This is a genomic window from Lacticaseibacillus chiayiensis (genome assembly GCF_004123795.1).
Classification (GTDB): Bacteria; Bacillota; Bacilli; order Lactobacillales; family Lactobacillaceae; genus Lacticaseibacillus; species Lacticaseibacillus chiayiensis.
Map to the genome: position 1 here is coordinate 97600 of NZ_MSSM01000028.1, position 6840 is coordinate 104439.

General features: G+C 48.5%; 3 protein-coding genes and 1 pseudogene. 3 read left to right on the forward strand and 1 reads right to left on the reverse strand.

What is annotated here, in order from left to right; translation table 11 throughout:
* Positions 1–233 precede the first annotated feature (233 nt).
* Genes BVJ53_RS10900 through BVJ53_RS10910 form a run of 3 tightly spaced genes read left to right on the forward strand, consistent with a single transcriptional unit; the run spans position 234 to position 4421 of the window.
* Positions 234–1064 (forward strand): PRD domain-containing protein, encoded by an 831-nt coding sequence (locus BVJ53_RS10900; protein WP_129302410.1) that lies wholly within the window; start codon positions 234–236, stop codon positions 1062–1064.
* A gap of 42 nt (positions 1065–1106) precedes the next feature.
* Positions 1107–2954, forward strand: coding sequence for a beta-glucoside-specific PTS transporter subunit IIABC (locus BVJ53_RS10905; protein WP_129302411.1), 1848 nt, complete (start codon positions 1107–1109; stop codon positions 2952–2954).
* Positions 2955–2969: 15 nt separating this feature from the next.
* Positions 2970–4421, forward strand: a complete 1452-nt coding sequence (locus BVJ53_RS10910; RefSeq protein WP_129302412.1) for a glycoside hydrolase family 1 protein — start codon at positions 2970–2972, stop codon at positions 4419–4421.
* A gap of 197 nt (positions 4422–4618) precedes the next feature.
* Here BVJ53_RS10910 and BVJ53_RS14985 read toward each other — a convergent pair.
* A pseudogene (locus tag BVJ53_RS14985) lies at positions 4619–6840 on the reverse strand (hypothetical protein); the annotation flags it as partial.

Genomic DNA, 6840 nt, shown 5'->3' on the forward strand with positions numbered 1-6840 from the left:
TAGTTTACATGGTTGCGTTTTCATGATTTGATTGCTAAAATGCAACTATCAACTGAATAAACAAGCGTATGTTACTGGTAATGCAGGCAAGACTTTGATCATCGTTTCGACATCAAACGATCTTCTTAATTTTGCCTGTTTTTTTCGCTTCAAAAATTGATCACCCCATTAACCACTTGCAAAGGACCTTAGTTGCTGAGATTAATGTCAAACTCAAAGAAAGGAGGAGTCGTGTGTTTCGGATCAAAAAGGTTCTGAACGTCAACGTGGTACTTGCTGAACAAAATGGGGATGAATATATCGCCTTTGGTAAAGGCATCGGCTACCATCAAAAAGTCGGTGTCGCCATCCCCGATACCGCTGTGTTCAAAAAGTTCATGCCACTAGATGACAGCCGCAAAAGCGAAATGATCCAGTCGCTTAATCGTATTCCCGCGGTTTACATTAGCATGACATCACAGATCGTCACTTATGCCGAAGAAAAGCTGCAGGCATTCCTGCTTCCCAGCATTTATTACGCCTTAACGGATCATCTTCATTTCTCGGTTCAGCGTTACCACGCCCAGCAGGCACTGGGTAATCGGATTTACTGGGAGATGAAGACCTACTATCCTGACATTTTTGCCATTGGTGAATACGGCTTAACCGTCGTACGCGATATGTTAGATGTCACGTTACCTAAGGAAGAAGCCGCCAATATTGCTTTTCATATTATTAATGCCTCACCGGCTGCGACCGCCAGAGCCAATGTTTTGGAAGTCACCCAACTTGTTGACAACGTTCTGCAAGCCATTCGCGTATTAACCGGTGGCACCATTGCTACCACCAGCCTGAATTATGAGCGGTTTGTCACCCACATGAAATTCTTCGCCGAACGTTATCTAAGCAACACCATGCTGGAAGATGACGGCCAGTTACTGGTTAACGTCTATAGTTTGTACCCTGAAGCTGCCAAAATTGCCCTCAAAGTCGAAAAAACGATCACGGCCATTTACAACAAACCGCCGACAAAAGAGGAATTGGCTTATCTCATTATTCACATCCACCGTGTGTTAATCGGTTAAACCCTCGTCACGCACTCAAACAACCAAACCAAGGAGGAACTTATGACTGACCATCCAAAAATCACCGATCGCATCATGCAGGCAGTCGGTGGCGTTAACAACATTAAAAGTCTTAGCCACTGCGCAACTCGCCTGCGCTTTGTTTTAATCGATAAAACCAAGTTCAACACCCAGCAACTTGAACAATTTCCCGAAGTGTTAAGTGCCGTCAACTCAGGCGATGAATCCCAAGTCGTTGTCGGCGCCAAAGTCACCCAGTACTATGCCGAAATCATGAAAAACTATGCCATTCGCGAAAACAGCACCTCCTCTGACACAACCGCGAGTTCCGAAAAGAATGTCTTAAAACGGGTTCTAAACGCCATCGTCAATATCATGGCCCCCATCATCACCGTTTTAATTGCGGGTGGTTTATTCAAAGTGGTCATTGCCATCATGGCGCTTTGTGGCCTTGATCCCAAGAGCGTGCCTTATTTGACCCTGAGCTTCATGGCGGACGCCGCGTTTTATTTTCTCCCTTTCATGCTAGCTGTCAGCACAGCCAAAAAATTCAATACTAACACTTACTTGGCTATGATGATGCCCGGTGTCCTGCTACACCCTAACTTCACGGCAATGGTCGTCGCTGGAAAGCCAATTGCGTTATTTGGCGCCCCAATTCGCCTTGCGTCATACGGCGGCAGCGTCATTCCGATCATTTTAATTGTGTGGTTCATGAGTTATGTTGAACGGTTCGCGGAAAAAGTCGCGCCGGACATGATCAAAACCATGTTAAAACCATTATTGGTAGCACTCATCACTGCTCCGGTTGCCTTAATTGTCATTGGCCCGATCGGCAGCATGATGGGCGATGGTTTATACGCCGCCATCTCTGTACTGAACCGAAACGTTCCGTGGCTTGTTCCAACCTTAGTCGGTGCCTTCACCCCGCTACTGGTCATGATCGGCATGCATGTATCGCTACTTCCGCTAGCCACCCTTTCCATCGGTCGATTCGGATCTGAAACCATCATGGGTCCCGGCATGTTGGCCAGCAATATTGCCCAAGCTGGTGCTTCCGCGGCGATTGCCGTACGCGAACGCAAAGCGCGTGGGCGTCAGATTGCGTTGTCTGCTACAGTTACGGCTTTATCAGGCATTACGGAACCGGCGCTTTACGGTGTGACGCTTAAGTACAAACGCGCCTTAGCCTGCGTTATCGTATCTGGTGGCTTAGCAGGATTATTCGCCGGCATTAGCGGCCTTGTTCGTTATTCGTTTGGTTCGCCAGGGATTTTCACATTACCGGTTTTCATTGGTGCCAACCCAGACAACTTCCGCAACGCCTTAATGACCGTGGCGATCGCCTTTGGTCTGACATTTATCACGACTTACTTTTTCGCAGTCGTACCCGATTCACCAGTCGCCCCAGCTGCTAAGCCGACCACGCAACAATTTAAAAGTGTGGTTACCGGCCGAATTGTTCCGCTTAGCCAGCTTGATGACGAGGTTTTCGCTTCTGGATCACTAGGCCATGGGGTGGCTATTGATCCGGCTGGTGACACCATTACGGCACCATGCGACGCTAAAGTGACCATGGTTTACCCAACTGGTCATGCTATGGGGCTCACAACTGCCAATGGTCAGGAAATCTTAATCCACATTGGTATTAACACCGTCAACCTCAAAGGCCGCGGCTTCAAGACTTTAGTGAAACACAATCAGGAAGTCAAAGCCGGTCAACCACTGGTGCAGCTGGATTTGACTTCGATTCGTCGTGAAGGATTTGATCCAACCGTGATTGTCTTGCTGATCAACACGGCCGCTCACCAGATCGACGTGCACGACCAACCAACCGTCACTAACGAAGATGCGTTACTCACCCTTCGCCAACCGATGCCAGAGGCTTAAAAAAGGAGCAATCGTATGACAAAAACTAATTTTCCAGAAGGCTTCCTATGGGGCGGTGCGACAGCTGCCAATCAACTTGAAGGTGCCTATGATGTGGATGGTAAAGGCCTTTCGACTAGCGATTTGCTTTTAGGCGGCAGTGTCAGCGTGCCGCGTAAGATCACCCGCACCATTGATCCGCAAGCATTTTATCCAAGTCATGACGGGATCGACCATTTTCATCGGTTTAAAGAAGACATCGCGTTGTTTGCGGAAATGGGTTTCAAGGTCTATCGATTCTCGATTGCCTGGACCCGCATTTTCCCAACTGGGTTAGAAACCGAGCCTAACGAAGCTGGCTTAGCCTTTTATGATCAGCTGATCAACGAGCTTAAACGACATCATATAGAGCCATTAGTCACGATTTCGCATTTTGAGTCGCCAATTGGCCTAACTAAAGCCTTCAACGCCTGGGCGTCGCGAGACATGATTGCCGCGTATACCCGTTTTGCTGAAACCATCATCACTCGCTACCATCACGATGTTCATTACTGGTTGACGTTTAATGAAATCAACATGCTCACGCGGCCAATGGGTGCTTACCTGGCAGGTGGCATGTATGTTGACGACTCGGATCGATTTATCAGTCCCGATACAGACTCCGAGCAATTGCGCTTGCAGGCGCTACATCACCAGTTTGTCGCTAGCGCCTTGGTGACCAAGTTCGCCCATGAGCTGGACCCCCAGCTTCAAGTCGGCTGTATGCTTGCGTACCGAATGCTTTATCCGTACACCAGTCATCCTGATGACATCGCCATGGTTCAACGTGCCACCGAATTCAACAATTTTTATTGCGGTGATGTGCAAGTCAAGGGCCGCTATCCTTATTTTGCTCAGCGATACTGGCGCGACCATCATCTTCACATTGACATGGCACCGGAAGACGCAGCCACGCTTACTGCAGGGACGGTTGATTTTTACACCTTCTCCTATTATCAATCCAGCACCATGACCTGCACCGGCAAAGGCGAACAAACCGGCGGCAATTTCTTCAGCGGCGTCAAGAACCCTTATCTGGAACGCAGCGAATGGGGCTGGGAAATTGATCCCCGCGGCCTCAGAACCGCACTCAACCAAATCTATGATCGTTACCAAATACCATTGATGGTCGTCGAAAACGGCTTCGGTACCCGCGATCAACTCATTGAACAAAATGGTGTCAAAACCGTCAATGACGATGCCAGAATTGCCTATTTGAAAGCCCACATCGAGGCAATGGAGGCCGCTATTGGCGATGGCGTTGACCTCGTCGGCTATACGTCCTGGGCACCGATTGACCTCATCTCAGCCAGCACTGGTGAAATGGCCAAACGGTATGGCTACATCTATGTCGACAAACATGATGACGGCACTGGGACTTTATCTAGGTATCGTAAGAATTCGTTTTATTGGTACCAGCAAGTGATTCAGCATAATGGGCTTGTGTGAATTTTTGATCCATGTGCACGCCCAAGACATCTTACCTAATTTTCAAGCACAGAAAAAAGGACGCAGAACCAGTCGTTAGATTGGTTCGACGTCCTCTTTTAATGGTGCGTTATACGCTAATTAATCATCCACTTCTTTCTTGAGATCTTTACTTTGTTGATACTGAGAAAAGCTTACCTCGTGTTAGTACCCTCGAATTAGTGAGAGCGACGACGCTTCTTTCTCGTTAAGCTCATCAGTGCCATCAAACTCAGCAGTAGAATACCCGCATCAGAAACTGCTTCGGAAGTTGCTTCATTAGTCTGTGGTAACTGCTTATGGTTACCGGAGGCTGTTGTTGAAACAGCCGGACTAATATTAGAAGGGGAGCCATTAATAGATGGCGATGGCTGATGAGACTCCGTTTGACTCGCAGAAGCCCCACTAACACTGTTCGACAATGAAGCTGATGTAGACTCACTTGCAAATGTTGATCCACCAGTAGATGGTAAGGTCTCGTGAGATTGACTGGCAACTGAGTTAGACAATGAGTTGCTTGCGGCGGTTGAAGTACTGTTTAAGGCACTTGTTCGCTCGCCTATTGATTCACTAGCATCAGTTGAAGCACCATTAGATACGGATGCACTTGCTAGCGTACTATTGGCTGCACTATTACTGGTTGATTCGCTGGCTTGTGTCGAAGCAAGTACCGATTCACTGGCTTCAGTTGAAGCACTAACAGATGCAGAGGCACTTGCTAGTGTACTATCGGCTGCACTATTGCTGGTTAACTCGCTGGCCACCTCACTGACAGTTGCTGAACCACTAGTAATCTCGCTTACTAACTCACTTACACTGGTTGAAGTGCTTGCAAGCTCACTCAGATTCTCGCTTAAGCTTGTAGACTCACTGGCAAGCGTGGAGCCATTTGTGGATGGTAACGGTCCGTGAGACTGACTGGCAATAGAATTCGATATTGACTCACTAGTAGATGACAACGCCGAAGTCTTTTCAGATTCACTTGTCAGAACACTTGCAGACTGACTAGCACTAACGGCTGCATTCATACTCATGAAGGCACTTGCGGATTCACTCGAAGAAGTACTGTTCAGTTGACTCAAGCTCTCCGACGTGCTGCCCATTATGCTTGTTGATAAGCTCTCACTTGTCAAAGCGCTCGTTGACTCGCTGGCCTCAGTTGAGGCACTTGCTAGCGTACTATTGGATATACTGTTGCTGGTCAACTCGCTGGCCGTCTCACTAACAGCCGCCGAACCGCTAGTAATCTCACTTACTAACTCACTCACACTGGTTGAAGTGCTTGTAAGTTGGCTGAAGTTCTCACTCACGCTTGTTGATTCACTGGCCAATGCCGAAGCGAGCGCTGATCCACTAGCTTCAGTTGAGTCACTAACAGATGCAGATTCAGACTGGCTAGCACTGACGCTTACAGCTGCATTCATACTCATGAAGGCACTTGCGGATTCACTTGAAGAAGCACTGTTCAGTTGACTCAAACTGGCCGACGTGCTGCCCATTATGCTTGTCGATAAACTCTCACTTGTTAAAGCACTTGTAGATTCACTTGCAAGAGCACTAGTTGCCGCACTTATCGATGTACTCGTGGATGCACTGATTACCTGACTTAAGCTGGTCGAAGCACTGTTAACTGCACTCGCTACGCGGCTTGCACTATTAACAATACTTGTAAGTTGACTCGCTAGCTGACTAGCACTTGTTGAAATGCTGGAGAACTGACTCGTCTGAACCGATTGACTCGTTAGCCGTGAAGCACTCTGTGATTGGCTCGTCTGGATCGAAGCACTTGTCGACTGACTTGGGTAGATTGCCCGACTGGTCGATTGGCTCTCACGTACTGACGTGCTCTGCAGTTGACTTGTCTGGACTGACTGGCTCGTTAGCCGCGAAGCACTCTGTGACTGACTCGTCTGGATCGAAGCACTCGTCGACTGACTTGGGTAGATCGCCCGACTGGTCGACTGACTCTCACGCACTGATGTGCTCTGCAATTGACTGGTCTGAACCGATTGACTCGTTAGTCGTGAAGTGCTCTGTGACTGACTTGTCTGGATCGAAGCACTTGTCGACTGGCTTGGATAAATTGCCCGACTGGTCGATTGACTTTCCCGTACTGACGTGCTCTGCAGCTGGCTGGTCTGAACCGACTGACTTGTTAGCCGTGATGTGCTTTGTGACTGACTTGTCTGGATCGAAGCACTTGTCGACTGACTTGGGTAGATCGCCCGACTGGTCGATTGACTCTCACGTACTGACGTGCTCTGCAATTGACTTGCCTGTACTGACTGACTCGTCAACCGTGATGTGCTTTGTGACTGACTTGTCTGGATCGAAGCACTTGTCGACTGACTTGGGTAAATTGCCCGACTGGTCGATTCACTCTCACGTACTGATGTGCTCT

Bases quoted from the DNA above. Each gene is read 5' to 3' on its own strand.
- BVJ53_RS10910 (WP_129302412.1), top strand. From the start codon at position 2,970: ATGACAAAAACTAATTTTCCAGAAGGCTTCCTATGGGGCGGTGCGACA.
- BVJ53_RS10905 (WP_129302411.1), top strand. From the start codon at position 1,107: ATGACTGACCATCCAAAAATCACCGATCGCATCATGCAGGCAGTCGGT.